The following is an 18966-nucleotide window of genomic DNA, read 5'->3' on the forward strand; positions in this document are numbered from 1 at the left end:
TGGAGACGTGCCAGAGCGGCCGAATGGGCTTCACTGCTAATGAAGTGTGGGGCACAACTCCACCGGGGGTTCAAATCCCCCCGTCTCCGCGTTTGGCCCCGGTCCTGGACCGGGGCCTTTTGCGTTCCACGGGGAAGTGCTTTTATGCCACCAAACCCAAACTAGGTAGCAGTAACTGTCGTTATGAGCGCTCATAACGACAGTTACTGCTACGTATATGGGCGGGAGGCGGGCGTGTGGCGCGGGCGGGAGCCGGGCGGTGTCGGGTGGGCTGGGCTGGCGGTCCGGGGTGCGGACGCCGGAGGCTCCACAAAGGGCTGCGGTGGCAGGATGGTGGAATGGCAGTAAGCAATTCCCGGGGCGAGGAAACCAGCACAAGCCAGGCGTGGAATCCACGCCTGGCGCTACTGGTGGCTGCCACATTCTTTATGGAGTTCCTGGACGGCACCATCCTCACCACGGCCATCCCCAACATCGCCAGCGACTTTGGTGTTCCGGCCGCCGACGTAAACATCACCATGACGGCCTACCTCATGACCGTGGCCATGGCTATCCCGCTCAGCGGCTGGCTTGCTGAACGTGTGGGGGCACGCAAGGTATTCTGCTCCGCGATTGCCCTCTTCACACTGGCTTCATTGGCCTGCGCCGTCAGCCCCGACCTGACTGTGCTGACGCTGAGCCGGATCCTGCAGGGCGCCGGTGGGGCCATGATGGTTCCGGTCGGCACCCTCCTGGTCCTGCGCGGCACACCCAAATCGGAGCTTCTGCGGGCGACGGCCTTCCTGGTGTGGCCGGCGCTGCTGGCGCCCGTACTGGCACCGCTTGTGGGCGGCGCCTTAACCACCTACCTGTCGTGGCACTGGATCTTCCTCATCAACCTGCCGTTGGGCGCGGCCGCCTTCATCGCCGCGCTCAGCCTGGTTCCAACCGGGGCCGGAGACAGCACTCGACGGCTCGACTGGCTGGGCCTGCTCCTCACCACCACCGGCGTAGGTGCCCTGGTGGTGGGCCTGGAACTGGCCACCGCCCACCCCGACGGGCCATGGGCAGCTATCAGCGCGGCTGCAGGGGTATGCGCCCTCGCGGCCGCCGTGCTGTGGATGAGGCGGGCCAAGAACCCTCTGTTTGATCTCGGTGTTTTTTCCACCCGCACCTTCCGGGCCATGGCCACCGGCGGGTTCGTCTACCGGTTGACCATCAGTTCGGTGCCGTTCCTCCTGCCCCTGATGTTCCAGACCGGTTTCGGCTGGTCACCGCTGCATGCCGGAATTATGGTGGCGGCCGTGTTCATCGGCAACATCGGCATCAAACCGGCCACCACGCCGCTGATCCGACGTTTCGGTTTCCGGGCCATGCTGGTCTTCGGCTCCCTGGCATCGGCGGTGACCTTCGCACTGTGCGCCCTGCTCACGCCGGACACGCCGCAGGCCCTGATATTCGCCCTGCTGGTGTGCAGCGGAGCCTTCCGCTCCATCGGTTTCTCCGCCTACGCGTCGGTGCAGTACGCGGACATTGCACCCTCCCAGCTGACCTCGGCCAACTCCGTGTCGGCGACCCTGGTGCAGCTCGCCGCGGGCGCCGGCATCGCCGTTGGCGCCCTGCTGATCCGGATTTTCGACGGCGTGGCAGCCTTCCCCTCGGATCACGCTGGCCCCTTCCGCGGAGCCTTCCTCACCATGGCCGTCCTGATGCTCTTCAGTACGGCGGACAGCCTGTCACTGCACCGGCAGGCCGGCGCAGAGGTCAGCCGGCCTGGGCAAGCACGAGCGGAAGAACAGCCCCCGCCCCCGCCTGGCGCAGGGCGCGTCCAGCCACGGTAACGGTCCACCGGCTGTCCACGAGGTCGTCGATCAGCATCACGCCCTGCCCGCGAAGTGTTGCCATGGCGGCCTCCAACTCCGGGCCCACCATGACGCGGTCCCAAACACCGGCCAACCGGTACGCGCTGTTGCCGCCACGGCTTCCAGTGGGTCCGCCGTGGCCCAGGTCCAGCTCGCCGAGGTAAGGGATCCTGCCGATTTCCGAAATTCCCTGGGCAAGGGAGCGGACCAGTTCAGGCTTGCTCCGGGAAGGCATGCTGACGATCGCGGCCGGTCGGCCTGCACCGCTCCAGCCCGGGTTCCGGCCGTCACCGGTAGCCCATTCCCGCAGGACCTGGACACAGGCCTGGAGCATGGCAGGATCCACCGGACGGTCTGCGGCGCCGGCCGCAAAGAGTTCCCGCAGCGCCCCGCCCCAGCCGAGATCGGTAAGCCTGGCCAGCACGCGGCCGTCCGCCAGTCCTTCGTCGAGCTTGATCTTGCCCTTGACCGGAACGCCCAGGCGGTCCATGCCGCTGGGCCACTGCAGCCGTGCCTCCAGGACACCGCCGGCGCGGGTGAGCGTCTGACCCGCCGCTGCCGTGGCGTCCTCGGCGATATCGGCCCGGAACCAGCGGCCCGCACAGTTGTCGCACTTCCCGCAGGCGTGCGCCGTCTCGTCATCGAGGACCGAGGTGATGTATTCCATCCGGCAACCCGCGGTGTCCTGGTAGATCACCATGGAGTCCTGCTCGTCCACCCTGGCCTCGGCGATCCGGCGGTAGCGCTCGGCGTCGTAGATCCACGGCTGGCCGGTCGAACGCCACCCCCCGCCGACACGTTCCACGGCGCCATCCACGGCCAGCACCTTCAGCAGGAGCTCCAGCGGGGTGCGGCGGAGATCGACACGGGCCTCCAACGCCACCGTTGACACGGCAGTTCCGGCTTCAGCCAACGCTGTCAGCACCGCTGTGGCTTTCTCCTCGGACGGCATGGAGGCGGTGGCGAAGTACTGCCAGATATCCCGGTCTTCAGAACCCGGCAGCAACAGCACATCTGCGTTCGCCGCGCCACGGCCCGCGCGGCCCACCTGCTGGTAGTACGCCACGGGGGAGGACGGTGCCCCGAGGTGGACGACGAAGCCAAGGTCCGGTTTGTCGAAGCCCATGCCGAGCGCCGAGGTGGCCACCAGAGCCTTGACCTGGTTGTCCTTGAGCATCTGCTCTGCGCGCTCCCGGTCCGCGGGATCGGTCCTACCGGTGTATGCCTGAACTGTGTGCCCGGCTTCGGCGAGAAGCCGGGCAGTATCCTCGGCGGCGGAGACTGTCAGCGTGTAGATGATGCCGCTGCCGGGCAGATCGGCAAGGTGCGTCAGGAGCCAGCCCAGCCGTTCGCGGGAATTCGGGAGGGTCAGAACACCCAGGCGCAGGGAATCCCGGCAAAGGGTTCCGCGGATGGTGAGGACGCCGGCGCCCAGCTGTTCCTCGATGTCGTGGACCACGCGCGAGTTGGCTGTGGCGGTGGTGGCCAGGACAGGCACGGACTCCGGCAGCTGGGTGATCAGGTCAGCGATCCGGCGGTAGTCCGGCCGGAAGTCGTGGCCCCAGTCTGAAATACAGTGTGCCTCGTCAATCACCAGCAGGCCTGTCCGCCGGATGAGCTCCGGCAGCTGGTGCTCGCGGAAGGACGGGTTGGTGAGCCGTTCCGGCGAAACGAGCAGCACGTCGACTTCATCGTTGGCGAGCTGTTCCCGGACAGTGTCCCACTCCAGCTGGTTCGCCGAGTTGATGGCCACGGCGCGCACTCCGGCGCGGGCGGCGGCAGCCACCTGGTCCCGCATCAGGGCGAGCAGCGGCGAAACGATCAGGGTGGGTCCGGAGCCGCGCCGCCGGAGCAGCAGGGACGCCACAAAGTACACGGCCGATTTTCCCCAACCGGTGCGCTGGACCACCAAAGCCCGCCGGCCGCCGTCGACCAGTGCTTCAATCGCCTCAAACTGTCCGTCATGGAAATCCGCCGCCGGATGCCCCACGAGTTCGCGGAGAACCTCCAGTGCCTGGCTTTTTGTGTCGGACGGCAAGTCAGGGGAAACGGAAAGGAGGGCGGCGTTCTGGGTATCGACCATTGATTCAGTATCCCAGCCCCCACCGACACCCATAAAGTCGGGACCGCCGTATGTGGACAACCGTGAAGGTCCGCGGGTCCACGTAAGATAAAACCCGTGACTAGCGAACAGACAAATACTTTTGACCTCTCGGCATCCTTCAAGGCCTACGACGTCCGGGGCATCGTGGGCGAATCCATCACCGCTGAAATCGTCGAAGCCGTGGGCGCCGCGTTCGTTGATGTCCTGGAACTGGAGGGCCAGACGATCCTGGTAGGCGGCGACATGCGTCCCTCCTCCCCCGAGTTCGCCAAGGCTTTCGCTGACGGCGCAGCCACCCGCGGCGCCGACGTCAAGCTCCTTGACCTGATCTCCACCGATGAGCTCTACTTCGCCTGCGGCTCCCTCAACGCTGCCGGCGCCACGTTCACCGCCAGCCACAACCCTGCCGAATACAACGGCATCAAAATGTCGAAGGCCGGCGCGCAGCCCATCTCCTCCGAATCAGGCCTCAAAGAAATCCAGGCCCTCGCCGAGAAGTACCTCAACGAAGGCTCCATCCCGGCAGCCCCCGTCCGCGGCCTGATCGGCGTCCACGACGTCCTGAAGGACTACTCCGAGTACCTCCGCCAGCTGGTGGACCTCTCCGGTTCCCGGCCGCTTAAGTTAGTTGTGGACGCGGGCAACGGCATGGCCGGCCTCACCACCCCGGCGGTGCTGGGCGACGCCCTGCTGCCCAAGCTGCCCTTCGACATCATTCCCCTCTACTTCGAACTGGACGGTTCCTTCCCGAACCACCCGGCCAACCCCCTCGAGCCGGAGAACCTCCGCGACCTGCAGGCCGCCGTCGTTGAGCACGGCGCCGATATCGGCGTGGCATTCGACGGCGACGCCGACCGCTGCTTCGTCATCGACGAAAAGGGTGAGGCCGTGTCGCCGTCGGCCATCACCGGTATGGTGGCACGCCGCGAAATCGCCCGCGCCCAGGCGCAGGGCGAGGCCACGCCCACCGTCATCCACAATCTGCTCACCTCCCGTGCAGTGCCCGAACTGGTGGAGCACGACGGCGGCCGCGCCGTCCGCACGCGCGTGGGCCACTCGTTCATCAAGGCAGTCATGGCCGAGGAAGGTGCCGTGTTCGGCGGCGAGCACTCAGCCCACTTCTACTTCCGCGACTTCTGGAACGCAGACACCGGGATGCTCGCAGCAATGCACGTGCTCGCAGCCCTCGGCGAGCAGGACGGACCGCTGTCCGAGCTCGGCCGCGAATACGAGCCGTATGTCTCCTCCGGAGAGATCAACTCCGAAATCGAGGACAAGGCCGGCGCCGTTGAGCGCGTCCGCACCGACTTTGCCGCCGAGGACATCACCGTCGACACCATGGACGGCAGCACGTTCACAGCAAATGACGGCAGCTTCTGGTTCAACCTGCGCCCGTCCAACACGGAGCCTTTCCTCCGGCTGAACGTGGAAGCAACGGACCGGGCCATGATGGAAAGCGTCCGCGACCGCGTGCTGTCCAATGTCCGGCGCTAAGCCGGAGGTGGCCCACGAAGCCACGGACGGCCCGGCTGCCGTGGCTTCGTGGCGGGCTTCCGTTCCGGAGGCCTCGGCCACGGATCTGGAAAACCTGCTGGGCACAGGCGTCGGCGCGGCCCAGGAACAGCTCGAGCGAAACGGCGGCTTCCTGCCGTTCGCACTCGTGGTGGAGAACGACGGCGAAGTCCGCCTGGTGGCCGTCACACCGGCTGATGCCCAGGACGGCTCTGACGGTGACTTCGACGCGGACTCGATGATCAGCGACCTCACCGAACTGCTCCGGCAGAACCGTGCTGATTTCCGGGCGGCCGCCATTGTCTGCGACATCCTCTTGGTCGAGGAAGAAACAGATGCCATCCATGTAGCTGCTGAGCACCGCGACGGATCCGTTTTCGCCGCGGTCCTCCCCTACGCCGCCAACACCGGGACCCACGAATGGGAGTTTGGCCAGCTCGCCGCTGACACCAGCGAACCCACCGTCTGGGTGGACTAGACCGCAGCCCGGTGGCCATGAAAATCAACGCCTTCGCAGACGTCAGCCTCCGGGCGCTGATGGTTCTGGCCGCCGCGCCCGGGGCCACTCTCCTCACCACGCAGAACATCGCCGATGCTGTGGGCACGCCGTACAACCACGTCAGCAAGGCGATGGCCAAGCTGCGGACCCTGGGCCTGATCGAGGTAGAACGTGGCAGGAGCGGAGGGTCCCGGCTGAGTCCGGCTGGCCGCCGGGCAACGGCGGGCCAGGTCCTGCGGGACCTGGACACCCGGACGGACGCCGCCGACTGTGTCGCTCCGGGCGGTGACTGCCCGCTGATCCATGAATGCAGGCTTCGTGCCGCGCTGGCCCGCGCCCGTGAAGCGTTTTACCGGGAACTTGATGCCGTGGTTGTGGCCGAACTTCCCGGCTCGCGGCAGATGGCACCCGTCTTCCAGATGATCGGCCTGCGCCCCGGCCTATAGCCCCGCGCCGCGCCCGCATCTCCACCGATTTGATCTCAACTTCTACGGGGTGTAGAACTTGAAGTACGAATATACGCATTTCAAATGTAAGTATTCACATTGACCGGACGAAAGTCCGGTCCCCTATCGCAGGAGTACACATGCTCTCGGACAAATCCCGCCCCGTCATTGAGGCCACGCTGCCGCTCGTCGGTTCCCGGATCGGCGCCATCACTCCCAAGTTCTATGCACGGCTGTTCGCCGCCCACCCGGAACTATTGGATGGCCTGTTCAGCCGCTCCAACCAGCGCTCGGGCAACCAACAGCAGGCGCTGGCCGGAAGCATCGCCGCTTTCGCCACGCACCTGGTCAACAACCCGGGCACCCTCCCCGAAACCGTGCTTTCCCGCATCGCCCACCGGCACGCGTCGCTCGGCATCACTGAGCCCCAGTACCAGGTGGTCTACGAGCACCTCTTCGCGGCCATCGCGGAGGACTTGGCCGAAGTCATCACCCCGGAGATCGCCGAGGCCTGGACCGAGGTCTACTGGCTGATGGCCGATGCCCTGATCAAGATTGAAAAGGGCCTCTACGCCATCCAGGCGAACGACAAAATGTGGACCCCGTGGCGGGTCGCCGCCAAGACTTTTGCGGGCACCGGCGCCATGACCTTCACCCTTGAACCCGCGGACGACACCCCCGTCACCCCCGCGCTGCCCGGCCAGTACGTCAGCGTGAAGGTGCAACTCCCGGACGGACTCCGCCAGGTCCGCCAGTACTCCCTGTCCGATGACGCAGGCACTGGCCGCACCTTCACCACCAAGCTGGACGACGACGGCGAGGTGTCCCCGGTGCTGCACCGCGGCGTCGGAGTCGGTGACATCCTGGAACTCTCCAACCCCTACGGCGAGATCACCCTCAAGGACGGCGACGGTCCGGTGGTCCTGGCATCGGCCGGCATCGGCTGCACACCGACGGCGTCGATCCTGCGCTCCCTCGCCGAGTCGGGCTCCGACCGGCAGGTGCTGGTGCTGCACGCGGAAAGCACCCTGGACAGCTGGGCGCTGCGCGGTCAGATGACGGACGACGTCGAACGCCTAGCGGGTGCCGACCTCCAGCTGTGGCTCGAAGAGCCACAGGACGGGGCCAACGAGGGTTTTATGTCCCTGCGCGAAGTGGACCTGCCGGCCAACGCGTCGCTGTACCTCTGCGGCCCGCTGCCGTTCATGAAGCACATCCGCAACGAGGCCATCAACGCCGGCATCCCGGCCACTCGCATCCACTACGAGGTCTTCGGACCGGACATCTGGCTCGCTTCCTGACGTCGGATGCTTCCTAGCGACAGAAGCGCGAAAGGACACTTAAGCCCCGGTGCTTAAGTGTCCTTTCGTGCCTCCGGAGGGGACCGAAGTGTCCGTTCGCGCAGAGTACGACGGCGGCCCCGCACCTTTCTTGCAAAGGTGCGGGGCCGCCGTCGTCATAAGCGGGGCCTCCGCCGCCGAGGGTTCCCCGTCTGAGCGGAGCGAAGCTAGGGAGGCGGTGGGGACGTCAGCCCAGGCGGGCCTTCAGGCCGGCAAGCTCGGACTGCAGCGCCTCGGGGAGGGAATCGCCGAAGTTGGCGTACCATTCCTCGATGGAGGCGAGCTCGGTGGCCCACTCGGCCGGGTCAACGCGGACAGCTTCCTCGACCTGGGCGGGCGTCATGTCCAGGCCCTTGAGGTCGATGGATTCGCCGGTGGGAACAAAGCCGATCGGCGTCTCGACGGCGTCTGCCTTGCCTTCCAGGCGCTCGATGGCCCACTTGAGGACACGGGCGTTGTCGCCGAAGCCAGGCCAGGCGAAGCCGCCCTCGGCCGTGCGGCGGAACCAGTTGACCAGGAAGATCTTGGGCAGGCGCTCCGGGTTGGCCTTTGCGGACAGGTTGACCCAGTGGTTCAGGTAGTCGCCGGCGTCGTAGCCCATGAACGGCAGCATGGCCATGGGGTCGCGGCGGACCACGCCCACCGCACCGGCAGCTGCAGCGGTCGTTTCGGAGGACAGCGTGGAACCCATGAAGATGCCGTTTGACCAGCTGCGGGCCTCAGTCACCAGTGGGATGGTGGTCTTGCGGCGGCCGCCGAACAGGATCGCGGAAAGCTCCACACCGTCCGGGTTGTTGTATTCCTCGGCCAGCATGTCGATCTGGTCGATCGGCGTGCAGAAGCGTGAGTTCGGGTGGGCTGCGGGCTTGTCCGAATCCGGGGTCCAGGAGTTGCCCTGCCAATCGGTCAGATGAGCGGGCACTTCCTCGGTCATGCCCTCCCACCACACGCCGCCGTCGTCGGTCAGTGCGACGTTGGTGAAGATGCTGTTGCCCTTGGCGATAGCGCGCATCGCGTTGGGGTTGGTGCCCCAGCCGGTGCCCGGAGCCACGCCGAAGAGGCCGGCCTCGGGGTTGACGGCGCGAAGCTCGCCCTCCTTGCCGAAACGCATCCAGGTGATGTCATCACCCAGCGTCTCCACCTTCCAGCCCTCGATGGTGGGATCAAGCAGCGCAAGGTTAGTCTTGCCACAGGCGGACGGGAAAGCGGCCGAGATGTAGTAGGTCTTCTGCTCCGGGGAGGTCAGCTTCAGGATGAGCATATGCTCGGCCAGCCAGCCTTCGTCGCGGGCCATCACCGAGGCGATGCGCAGGGCAAAGCACTTCTTGCCCAGCAGCGCGTTTCCGCCGTAGCCGGAGCCAAAGGACCAGATGGAACGCTCCTCGGGGAAGTGGACAATCCATTTGTCCGGGTTGCACGGCCACGGCACGTCGACCTGGCCGGGCGCCAGAGGGGCTCCCAGGGAGTGCAGCGCCGGCACGAAGAACGCGTCGGTGTCGGTGATGCGGTTCAGCACGTCGGTGCCGATGGTGGCCATGATGCGCATCGAGGCAACCACGTAGGCACTGTCGGTGATCTCGACGCCGAACTTGGGATCCTCAGCGTCGAGGTGCCCCATCACGAACGGGATGACGTACATGGTGCGTCCGCGCATGGAGCCGGCAAACAGCCCACGCAGCTTCTGCTTCATCTCAGCCGGAGCCATCCAGTTATTGGTGAAGCCGGCGTCGTGTTCCTTCTCGGAGCAGATGAAGGTCTGCTCTTCCACACGGGCTACGTCCGCGGGATCAGAGAATGCAGCGAACGAGTTGGGGAAGAGCTCCTGGTTCAGGCGCGTCAGCGTTCCTGCTGCGACGAGCTCGTCCGTGAGACGCGTGTTTTCCTGTTCGGACCCGTCAACCCAGTGGATCCGGTCGGGCTGCGTAAGCTCAGCAACCTCTTCGACCCATGCCAGCAGTGCTGCATGCGTGGTGGGTGCTTTCTCAAGCAGCGGCTTCTGCGCCAGATCGCCCATTGCGGTTCCCTTCCTCGGGTTCATCGGTGTGTCCTAAATGCTATTGGCCACCCAAGGGCGTCATGCGAGGCCAGCGGTGCACGTTCGTGATCGTTGGAGCCGAAAACCGCGCAAATTCAAGGAAAACCGCGAACAAACGGCTGAATTTAAGTGACGAAGGTCACCTAGACCGGTCTAGTTGGCTAGATTACATGCCTCTCGATTTGGAACTCCGGGCCACCCTCGCGTAAAGTAATTCGAGGTTCGGGGAGCAAGAAACGCCGCGAAACACAAAATGCGCCCATAGCTCAGCTGGATAGAGCGTCTGTCTACGGAACAGAAGGCCGGGGGTTCGAATCCCTCTGGGCGCACAGAGAAAGGCCCGTATCGGTTCGCCGATACGGGCCTTTTGTCGTTAAGCGTAGCGCCCCTTTCCTGCCACCGGCCTCGGCCCCAGGAACGGCACGGCCACGCGCGCCTTCACAGCGGAAATGCGTCACTTTTGGTAGCAAACCCCGGCACCGCCCCTGGATTCCCGCGGGTGACCCGGCCCGCTGCGGTCAAAAGTTACGCAGTTGCGCAGTCCCCTGATTGACGACGACGGCGCTCCCCGCCTCCCGCGAGGCGGGCGTAGGCTGGACGAATGACGCCTGAAACGCTGCAACGTGAATTCGATGTCATTGTGATCGGCGCTGGTGCCGTGGGGGAAAACGTCGCCGACCGGGTGGTCCAGGGCGGCCTGACGGCTGTCCTTGTTGAAGCCGAACTGGTGGGCGGCGAATGCTCGTATTGGGCCTGCATGCCGTCCAAGGCCCTGCTCCGCCCCGGCACCGCCCTGCACGGCGCACAGACGGTACCCGGCGCAGCGGAAGCCGTCACCCTGACACTGGATGCAGTGGCAGTCCTGAAGCGCCGGGACTATTTCACCGCAAACTGGCAGGACGACAGCCAGGTGAAGTGGTTGGAAGATACCGGGATTGAGCTGATCCGTGGCCACGGCTGGATCACCGAGCCGCGCACCGTTGAAGTAGCCGGGCTGGACGGCAACACTTACGAGCTCAAGGCGCGTCACGCCGTCGTACTCGCCTCCGGCTCCACGCCAACCACACCTCCCATCGACGGGCTGGCGGATCTGCAGGTCTGGGGCACACGTGAAGCCACCTCGGCCAAGGAGGTGCCGGAGCGCCTGGCCGTGATCGGCGGGGGCGTAGCGGGCAGCGAACTGGCGCAGGCATTCGCACGCCTGGGCTCGGACGTGACGCTGGTGGCCAGGAGCGGCCTGCTGGGCACGTTCCCCGCAGAGGCCAGCAAACTTGTGGTCGCGGGGCTGCGCGCGGACGGCGTGGCGGTCCGCCTCAACACGTCCACCGAAAGTGTCCGGGAAAACGACGACGGCACGTTCACCCTCACACTTCAGGACCAGACGCCGGACGGCCGCACCACCGTCATTGCGGACAAGGTCCTCGTTTCAACAGGCCGGCATCCCGCCCTCGAAGGCCTCGGCCTGGAAAGCCTGGGTTTCGAGGCGCAGGACGGGCAGCCGCTGAAACTCACCACCGACTCCACTGGACTAGTCCAGGGCCTCCCGGACGTCCCGGGCACCCCGGGCACCCCGGGCGAGGAAGGCGAGGAAGGCGAGGAAGGCGAGGAAGGCGAGGAAGGCGAGGAAGGCGAGGATCCCTGGCTTTACGCTGTTGGCGACGCCGCAGGAAGAAACTTCTTCACGCACCAGGGCAAATACGAGGCCAGGGCCACCGGCGACGCGATCGCGGCCCGAGCCAAGGGCGAGCTCAGCGGGGCCCCCGAGGCCTGGAGCCGGTACGCCCAGACGGCCAACCAGCATGCTGTCCCAAACGTGGTGTTCACCGATCCCGAACTGGCGGCCGTCGGGCGCTCGGTGGAGCAGGCAAAGCGGGACGGCTACAACGTGTCGTCCGTGGAGCTCCCAATCCAAGTGTCGGGTTCGTCCCTGCATTCGGAACACTACGAAGGCTGGGCGCAACTGGTGGTGGACGAGGACCGGCGGGTCCTGCTCGGCGCCACCTTCGCGGGCCCGGACGTGGGCGAACTGCTGCACGCGGCCACCATCGCCGTGGTGGGCGAGGTCCCGCTGGAGCGGCTGTGGCATGCGGTGCCATCGTTTCCCACGGTCAGCGAGGTGTGGCTGCGGCTCCTGGAGAAGTACGGCTTGTAGGAGGGGCCCAAGTGTCCGTTCGCGCTGGGCTACTCCAGCCGCCCTACTCCCGTGCGCTATGACGCGCTATTTGAACTGACCAGTCAGTTCAGTTAGGCTGGAGGTGGACATACACCGTCGAAAGGCCATTTTTGCTCTCCGTACAGCAGCTCCTTGTGAAGGGCCGGCGCGACGATTTGCTTCCGCCCACCTCTCTGCGGGTCGGCCGGGGTGAGCTCCTCCTCGTCACCGCCGAACGCCAGGACCAGCGGACAGCCCTTGCCCTGACCATCAGCGGGCGTATGAAACCCACTGGCGGCCGGATGTCCTGGGACGCCAACGAACGCACCAAATCCCTCCGCCTCGCGAGCGCCCTGGTGGATTCCCCCAACGTGAATGAGCCCGAGCAGCACCTCAGTGTCCGGGACCTTGTCACCGAGGACCTCGCCCTGATCCCCCGCCGCTACCGGGGCGCGCTGCTGAGCAAGCCCTGGCTCAAAGTCAACAGTTTCGAGGACATCGCGGACCTGTGGACGGAGCAGCTGGCGCCGGACCGGCGCATTGAACTGCTGACGGCCCTGGCCCTCGCCAACCCGCACACGGACCTTTTGGTGGTGGACTCCCCCGACAGGCACGGTGCCCACGCTGCGGACTGGCTCCCGCGGCTTGAGGAGTTGGCGTACGACGCCGGCCGGCCGCTCGCCGTCGTCGTCACCGTTACTGCCCTCCCGGCAGGGTGGACGGGACCGGCCACAGTGATCGGCAACGCCGTCCCGGACGTGGACGAAGCGCCCGATGCGCCGGCTCTCACGGACGAAGAAACCGAATCCCTCTTACTCGAAACCGAGGATGCCAAGTGACCGTGCTGCGGCTGGCCCGTTCCGAACTCAAACGGATGACCGGTGGGTTGCTGCCGAAGCTGACCATCCTGGCCCTGATCATGGTGCCGCTCCTGTACGGGGCCGTGTATCTGTACGCCAACTGGAATCCCTACGGGAACCTGAACCAGATCGAGGCCGCCCTGGTGGTTGAAGACACCGGCGCCACGTCCAGCGACGGGACCGAGCTCCAGGCGGGCAAGAAGGTGGCGGACGGCCTGGTGGAGGGGAACGTCTTCAACTGGCAGGCGGTCCCGTCGGCGGCCGAGGCCGACGCAGGGGTCAGCAGCGGCAAGTACGCGTTTGCACTGAAAATCCCGGCAGAGTTCTCCACGAACCTGGTCTCACCCGGCAGCTTCGATTCGGCCAGCCAGGCGATGCTGAATGTCACCACCAACGATGCCAACAACTACCTGCTGAGCACCATCGTGGACAAGCTGACCACCGCGGTGCACACAACGGTGGCCAAGGAAGTGGGCGAAGAGACGGCGAACCAGCTGCTCACCGGGTTCGGCACCATCCACGCCCAGATGCTCAAGGCCGCCGACGGCGCCGGGCAGCTGACGGACGGCGTGGCCACCCTCCGCGACGGGACTGTCACGCTGCATACGGGCACCAGCGAGCTCAGCGCAGGAGCCGGCGAGCTGTACAACGGGCAGCTGAAACTGCGGGACGGGGCCAATCAGCTGACCGACGGCGCCGGGCAGCTCAGCAGCGGGCTCTCCGTCCTGAAGGACAGCACCGCCACCCTGCCCACGGACACCCGGACCCTGGCCAACGGCGCGGCACAGGTGGCCGCGGGGAACGCGCAGCTGAACACCAAGGTCCAGGACGTTGTCACGCAGCTTGATGCCGCGGACCAGGGGCTCCGGACGCGTGTGATCGAATCGAATGCCCGCCTGGTCGCATCCGAAGTGATCACCCAGGTGCAGGCAGACAAAATCCTGGCCGACTTCGATACGGTGGCAGCCTCCAGCCCCGTGGCCGCGGCGAAAACCCGGATCCAGACAGACGCCACCCAGATCCAGCAGCTCGCGGACGGCTCCGAAGCCGTGAGCGTCGGCGCAGCCCAGCTGGCCACGGCCACCCCCGCGCTGAAGGACGCCATTGTTCAGGCTTCCGGTGGCGCTGACCAGCTCCACACCGGGGCGGCCACGCTGGCCACCGGCGAGCAGACTGCGCTCGACGGCACCGGACGCCTCGCGGAAGGGGCGCAAACGCTCGACGCCGGTGCGGGGCAGCTGGAAGCGGGGGCCGGCACCGCCGCTGACGGCTCACGGACGCTGGCCGACGAAATTGCCAAGGGCGCCGGGCAGGTGCCCAACCCGGACGATTCGCAGAAGAGCAGCCTCTCCGAAGTGATTGCCGATCCTGTTGCGGTCAGCAACGTCTCCCAGGCGAAAGCCGATTCCTACGGCGCGGGGCTGGCACCGTTCTTCCTGACACTCGCCTTGTGGATCGGCATCTTCATGCTGGTCCAGGCGATGCGGCCCATCACCCAGCGCGCCCTGGCGTCGAACGCCCCGGCCTGGAAAATCGCCGTCGGCGGCTGGCTTCCGTTCCTGGCCGTTTCGGTGGTGCAGGCGAGCCTGCTGACCCTCGTGGTGAACCTGGCGTTGGGCCTCAACCCCGCGCATCCGGTGCTGATGTGGCTGTTTATGCTGGCCGCGGCCATGGCCTTCAGCGCCATCATCCAAGGCATCGTGGCGCTGCTGGGGTCACCCGGCAAGCTGGTGGTGCTGATCCTGCTGGTGCTACAGCTGGTGTCCTCGGGCGGCACGTTCCCCTGGCAGACCACCCCGCAGCCACTCCATGTTGTCCACGAAATCCTGCCCATGGGCTACGTGGTCACAGGCATGCGGCACCTCATCTACGGTGCGGACCTGTCCGGGATCGTGCCCACTGTCCTTGGGCTGCTCGGCTACACGTTGCTGGGCGCGGCGATGTCCACGTTTGCGGTCCGGAAGCACAAGTACTGGACGCTCAAAACGCTCAAACCGGAGATCGCGGTATGAGCCCTCCCGCGCCGGGATCTGGGGTGCCTGAGCCTGGCGTGCATGATCCGGCCGTGCATGATCCCGTGGGGCACGATCCCGCCATGCACGGTCCCGCCGAGAAGAAACTCCGCCCGGCCCGGACCAATGCCACCCGGCAGAAGCTCTTCGACGCGTCCATGGAGCTGATCGGCCAGCGTGGCGCAGCGGGTGTCACTGTGGACGAGATTGCCGCGGCGGCGGGCGTCTCCAAGGGCACGGTCTACTACAACTTCGGCAGCAAGTCGGACCTGATCGCGCAGCTGCTGCGGCACGGCGTGGACATCCTGAAGACACGCCTGCTTAGCGAGGCGGGGCAGCCCGGGGCCGATCCACTGGTGGCCATGGAGGCAATGATCGGCCAGGCCATGGATTTTATGGACGATTACCCGTCCTTCGCCCGTTTGTGGGTGAGCGAAAACTGGCGGACTCCCAGCGAATGGCGGGACACGTTCGCGGTGCTCAGGTCTGAACTCCTGGCGGTCATCGGCGCGGCCATAGGGAACGTGGCTGCCGTCTATCCGGTGGACGAATCGATCTCGCGGGGCAGCCTCGAAACGGCGATCTTTGGCGCCTGCTTTGTGGTGGGGCTTGACCGGCAGACCTACAACCCGGAACGCACCCGTGACCAAAGCGTTGCAGCAATCATGGCAATCATGCGCGGCTATGTCGTGAAGTAGCAGGGATGATTGGACGCATGCGCCACATGGGTAACAGCGGGAAGTTCGCCGTGATCGCGGCCGTCGCCGCCTTGGGCATGCTGGTGCTCACCGCCATCACCCTGGAAGAGGCCGTGATGGTCACGTTCCTGGGCCTGGTTGCGCTGGCCTATGTTGCGGCCGTGGCGGAGGTCCTGGCCCGCGGGCGCCACTTTGTACTGGTTGCCACCGCAGTGGGATCCAGCCTCACCATTGCCTTCTCCCTTGCCTTCGTCAGCACCTGGGAGCTGGCCTTCGCCGAACCGTCGTCGTTCTTCGGCACACCGCTCCCCACCGGGGATCCGGACAACTACTTCTACTGGGGTGGGGCCTCAGCGGTGGCCACGCTAGCGGTCCTGTTCCTTGGCGCAGTCTGGCCGGCGGGCAGGCGGTTGGGGACTGCCAAACGGAGGCCCTCGCCAGCCAAGCGGCGGCCGGCTTCCGGCACTGGCCGCCCTGCTGCGCGGCGCCCGGCAACCGGAGCCACCGCGGCCCGGGGCGCGGCACCCCGGGGTGCCGCCACCGGTCAGCGCGCGTCAGGCTCCCGTGCGCCCGCCCGGATGCCAGCCTCAGCAGCCAAGCGGCCGTCGTCGTCCGCCTCCCCGGTCCGCAAACCGGCACCCAAACCGGGCACCAAGACGGGCGCCAAACCGGCGCCCCGCCGCTGACCCAGCCGCAGAACCTGCCGGCCGCGTCCGGTGAGCACGGCCGTCGCCACCCCGCCCAGGAGGAGCAACCCGCCAGCCAGTTCCGCCGGCGTGGGCACCTCCCCCAACGCCAGCCAGGCCGCGCTCATGCCCACCACGGGAACCAGCAGCGTAAAGGGCACCACGGCCGACGACGGATAGCTGGCCAGGAGCCGGTTCCAGATCCCATACCCCACCAGCGACGCGAAAATGGCCGTGTACAGCGCACTCAGGATCGTGGCCGGCTGGAGGTCTGCCAGCGTGCCGAACACCGCGTCCGGCCCGTCCACCAGCAGCGACAGTCCAGCGAGGGGCAGCGGCACTACTGCGCCGGACCAGACCACCAGCCCCAGCCCGGAGGCGGCCTTGGCCTTCCGCGCAACGACGTTACCGGCCGCCCAGGACAACGCGGCTCCCAGGACGATGATGAGCGGGAGCACCGGTGCCACGGCACTGCGGCCGACGGCCACCACGGCCAGCCCCGCAACGCCAAGAACGACGCCGGCCAGTTGGCTCCGGCTGGGGCGCTCGCGCAGGAACCCGGCGGCCAGGAGGACAGTGAGCAGCACCTGCGCCTGGAGGACCAGGGAGGCGAGGCCTGCCGGCATGCCCAGCGCCATGGCCAGGTAGAGGAGGCCGAACTGGCCCGCGCTCATAAAGACGCCGACGCCGACGATAGCCTTCCAGCTGACGTCAGGCTTCCTGATGAAGAAGATCCAGGGGAAGACCACTAGGAGGAACCGCATGGCCACAAACAGCAGCGGGGGAACCTCACGGCCGTTCGCATGCAGGCCGAAGTCGATGGCCACGAAGTTCAGGCCCCAGAGAACGGCGACCAAGGCGGCAAGGAGGGAGTGTCGGAGATTCACGGTCCCACTCTTGCAGACCGGCAGATGAAGCACCAGCGTTGAATTCTGCTTCGAATCATGTACGTTTGCTTCATGATTGAGATCGGCTCACTGCGGGCCCTGGCGGCGATTGAACAGCACGGTTCGGTCATAGCGGCGTCGGAGGTAATTGGCTTCAGTCCGTCGGCAGTCTCCCAGCAGATCAAGAAGCTGGAGAAACAGACCGGATTCCCCGTCCTGGAACGTCGCGGCCGCGGCGTGCTGCTGACCGAGCGGGGGCTCACGCTGGCAGCGTACGGCCGGCGCATCCTGTCGGAGCTCGAGGAACTGGAATCCACCCTGTTGGCGGATCCAGCCAAACCGACCGGGCACCTCAAGGTTGTTGCCTTTTCCACGGCCTGCAGGGGCCTGGTGGGGCCGCTGCTGGGACGGCTGGCGTCCTCCGGAGCGGACCTGGACCTCAGCGTGCTGGCCGAGGACCCGCGGGAAGCCGTGGCGCGGGTGGCCAACGGGGAGGCGGACCTGGGTGTGGTCCACAACTGGAACTCCGTCCCGCTGGTGATACCGGAGCACATGACACTGGAGTGGCTGTGCGAGGACGTAGCGGACGTCCTGGTCCGCCGCAACCATCCCCTGGCAGGACGCGGCCAGGTGGAACCGGCGGATCTGGTGGACGAGCGCTGGATCAGCACGCCGCACGGGGCCATCTGCAACGAGGCTCTACTGAGGATCTTCGCCGACCTTGGCCGGGTGCCGGACATCAGGGTCTACGATCCAGACTTCGCAACCCACATCGCACTGGTGGAGCAGGGAGCCGTTGTGGCGCTGGTCCCCCGCCTCGGCCGGCCCGCGCTGCCTGCGGACGTCGTCGGCCTGCCCCTGGTCAACCCCACGCAGGTCAGGCAGGTGGGCATCGTGTACCGCCGCACCATGGCGGCCAGCCCGGGCATCCAGCACGTCGCCGGACTGCTGCGGGAGGTCGCCGGCACGCGCGGGGTCGCCGGGTCCCATGGGGTCAGTGGATCCCGTGGCTTCAGTGGGCTCGCGGGACCTTGAACTTGGTCAGCCGGGCGTCCTGCCCATCCAGCTCGGCCCAGGATTTTTCCGTTTCCAGCACCGTGAGGGCGCTGGTGGGGTAGCGCGTGGCGGCTTCCATGTAGGCGTCGTGGTTTGAGTCGCGGGAGGCCAGGTGCATGGCGAGGTCCTGGACGCCAGGCATGTGCGAGATGAGCATCAGCGTGGTGACGGTATCAGGCACGTGGTTGACCACGGCGAGCATCCGCAGCGCAGAGGCGGCGTAGAGTCCGTCCTCAAGTTTCGGCGTCGGGGCCTTGTCCCCCAGTTCTGAGCACACCCAGGTGCAGGTCTGGCGGGTGCGCAGCGCACTGGAACACAGGATGAAGTCCGGGAGGATGCCGTGTTTGACCAGCCACTTGCCGGCCAGGGGCGCCTCGCGGTGTCCCCGTTCCTCCAGAGGCCGCTCATGATCCGCCACACCGCCGGGCCAGTCGGACTTGGCGTGCCGCATGATCACCAGGCGTTTGATGTGGTGGTCGCTCATCCCCCAAGCCTAACGCCCACACAGGTAAGCCGCGCCGCCGTCGAACATCAGCCGCGGAGGCCAATACTCGCGAGCCCGGACGCGCAAAAGCGACATTTCACGTAGAGAGGGCGCTGCAGCGCAGCGGGGCATCCTGAAAGCGCCGTTGTTGCGTGAAGAACGAGCGCAGGCGCCGAAGGATGTCGCGCGAAAGCGAAAGCGGCCGCGCCCCAGGGGTCCGGCCGCTTTGGTGCGGTGCTGAAGGACTAGTCCGAAAATGAGGTGACGTCCGTTCGGTCGGCGCGCGTGGGGGTGCCCGTGTGGCGAGCGGGAACCACCGGTTTGTCTTTGGAATTGGGAGTCAGGCGGCAGGGG

Annotated in this window: 14 protein-coding genes and 2 tRNA genes; 12 read left to right on the top strand and 4 right to left on the bottom strand. The window is 66.5% G+C overall.

Translation table 11 applies throughout. The features are described from left to right. Position 1: 1 nt before the first annotated feature. Positions 2-89: transfer RNA gene (locus tag ACX80V_RS20370), tRNA-Ser, on the top strand. A 249-nt stretch (positions 90-338) separates the two neighbouring features. Further along, entirely contained in the window at positions 339-1820 is a 1482-nt protein-coding gene (locus ACX80V_RS20375) for an MFS transporter (RefSeq protein ID WP_485844663.1), read from the top strand. On the opposite strand, the gene ACX80V_RS20380 is transcribed toward ACX80V_RS20375, so the two are convergent. Continuing rightward, on the bottom strand, positions 1744-3924 hold the full coding sequence (locus ACX80V_RS20380) for a RecQ family ATP-dependent DNA helicase (protein ID WP_485844664.1): 2181 nt from the start codon (positions 3922-3924) through the stop codon (positions 1744-1746). The two genes, ACX80V_RS20375 and ACX80V_RS20380, sit on opposite strands and share 77 nt — an antisense overlap. A 96-nt stretch (positions 3925-4020) precedes the next feature. Between ACX80V_RS20380 and ACX80V_RS20385 the strand changes: the two genes are divergently transcribed. The 4 genes from ACX80V_RS20385 (at position 4021) to ACX80V_RS20400 (ending at position 7703) form a co-directional block, all read left to right on the top strand. Continuing rightward, the gene (locus ACX80V_RS20385; RefSeq protein WP_485844665.1) at positions 4021-5439 is read left to right on the top strand and encodes a phosphomannomutase/phosphoglucomutase; all 1419 of its coding nucleotides are present in this window, start codon (positions 4021-4023) and stop codon (positions 5437-5439) included. After that, positions 5426-5935, top strand: coding sequence for a hypothetical protein (locus ACX80V_RS20390; RefSeq protein ID WP_485844666.1), 510 nt, complete (start codon positions 5426-5428; stop codon positions 5933-5935). The genes ACX80V_RS20385 and ACX80V_RS20390 overlap by 14 nt, the downstream gene beginning before the upstream one ends. A 17-nt stretch (positions 5936-5952) precedes the next feature. After that, positions 5953-6402 (top strand): RrF2 family transcriptional regulator, encoded by a 450-nt coding sequence (locus ACX80V_RS20395; RefSeq protein ID WP_485844667.1) that lies wholly within the window; start codon positions 5953-5955, stop codon positions 6400-6402. 140 nt (positions 6403-6542) lie between these two features. Beyond that, positions 6543-7703 carry a globin domain-containing protein gene (locus ACX80V_RS20400; protein ID WP_485844668.1) on the top strand — a complete coding sequence of 387 codons (1161 nt, stop codon included), beginning with the start codon at positions 6543-6545 and terminating at the stop codon, positions 7701-7703. A gap of 226 nt (positions 7704-7929) precedes the next feature. Here the strand turns inward: ACX80V_RS20400 and ACX80V_RS20405 are convergent, their stop codons facing one another. Next, positions 7930-9756 (bottom strand): phosphoenolpyruvate carboxykinase (GTP), encoded by a 1827-nt coding sequence (locus ACX80V_RS20405; RefSeq protein WP_485844676.1) that lies wholly within the window; start codon positions 9754-9756, stop codon positions 7930-7932. A gap of 276 nt (positions 9757-10032) precedes the next feature. On the opposite strand from ACX80V_RS20405, the gene ACX80V_RS20410 reads away from it, so the two are divergent. The 5 genes from ACX80V_RS20410 to ACX80V_RS20430 all read left to right on the top strand — a co-directional run bounded on the left by ACX80V_RS20410 (position 10033) and on the right by ACX80V_RS20430 (position 15499). After that, positions 10033-10106 (top strand) — tRNA-Arg (locus tag ACX80V_RS20410). 272 nt (positions 10107-10378) lie between these two features. Next, positions 10379-11929: a dihydrolipoyl dehydrogenase family protein gene (locus ACX80V_RS20415; RefSeq protein WP_485844669.1), complete on the top strand. Its 1551-nt coding sequence runs from the start codon at positions 10379-10381 to the stop codon at positions 11927-11929. Between the two features lie 131 nt (positions 11930-12060). Then, positions 12061-12768: an ABC transporter ATP-binding protein gene (locus ACX80V_RS20420; RefSeq protein ID WP_099093374.1), complete on the top strand. Its 708-nt coding sequence runs from the start codon at positions 12061-12063 to the stop codon at positions 12766-12768. Then, entirely contained in the window at positions 12765-14801 is a 2037-nt protein-coding gene (locus ACX80V_RS20425; RefSeq protein ID WP_485844670.1) for a YhgE/Pip family protein, read from the top strand. Before ACX80V_RS20420 ends, ACX80V_RS20425 begins: the two co-directional genes overlap by 4 nt. A gap of 83 nt (positions 14802-14884) precedes the next feature. Further along, entirely contained in the window at positions 14885-15499 is a 615-nt protein-coding gene (locus ACX80V_RS20430; RefSeq protein WP_485844677.1) for a TetR/AcrR family transcriptional regulator, read from the top strand. A 544-nt stretch (positions 15500-16043) separates the two neighbouring features. Here ACX80V_RS20430 and ACX80V_RS20435 read toward each other — a convergent pair. Further along, positions 16044-17072: an EamA family transporter gene (locus tag ACX80V_RS20435; protein WP_485844671.1), complete on the bottom strand. Its 1029-nt coding sequence runs from the start codon at positions 17070-17072 to the stop codon at positions 16044-16046. 72 nt (positions 17073-17144) lie between these two features. On the opposite strand from ACX80V_RS20435, the gene ACX80V_RS20440 reads away from it, so the two are divergent. Further along, entirely contained in the window at positions 17145-18107 is a 963-nt protein-coding gene (locus ACX80V_RS20440) for a LysR family transcriptional regulator (protein ID WP_485844672.1), read from the top strand. Here ACX80V_RS20440 and ACX80V_RS20445 read toward each other — a convergent pair. Continuing rightward, the gene (locus tag ACX80V_RS20445) at positions 18085-18612 is read right to left on the bottom strand and encodes a SixA phosphatase family protein (RefSeq protein WP_485844673.1); all 528 of its coding nucleotides are present in this window, start codon (positions 18610-18612) and stop codon (positions 18085-18087) included. The two genes, ACX80V_RS20440 and ACX80V_RS20445, sit on opposite strands and share 23 nt — an antisense overlap. Positions 18613-18966: the final 354 nt, after the last annotated feature.

Source organism: Pseudarthrobacter arbutini, assembly GCF_054510915.1.